The organism is Nonomuraea candida (assembly GCF_000725485.1).
Classification (GTDB): Bacteria; Actinomycetota; Actinomycetes; order Streptosporangiales; family Streptosporangiaceae; genus Nonomuraea; species Nonomuraea candida.
Genome location: NZ_JOAG01000181.1, coordinates 1 through 277, shown reverse-complemented (window position 1 = coordinate 277; position 277 = coordinate 1). Strand labels below are relative to the sequence as shown.

1 protein-coding gene is annotated in these 277 nt (G+C 75.1%); it reads left to right on the top strand.

Going from position 1 to position 277, the window contains the following annotated elements:
• A partial coding sequence (locus IO39_RS43605; protein ID WP_043637880.1) for an RHS repeat domain-containing protein occupies window positions 1-277 on the top strand: 277 nt, incomplete at both ends.

Genomic DNA, 277 nt, shown 5'->3' with positions numbered 1-277 from the left:
GACCGATCCGCGTGGCAATGCCGCCGGCGCCGACGCGGCCGGCTTCACCACGCACTACCGGTACGACGCGGCGGGCCGGCTGGTCGAGGTGAAGGCGCCCGAGGTCAAGGCCGAGGAGTACGGGGCCGAGGCCGAGCGGACCCGGCCCACGCTGAAGTACGGCTACGACAGCGCCGGTCGCCGGACGCACGAGGTGGACGAGGCCGGCGCGGTCACCACCTCCGCGTTCGACCGGCTGGGCCGGCTGGTGTCGGTCACCGGGTCGGCCTACGCGCAG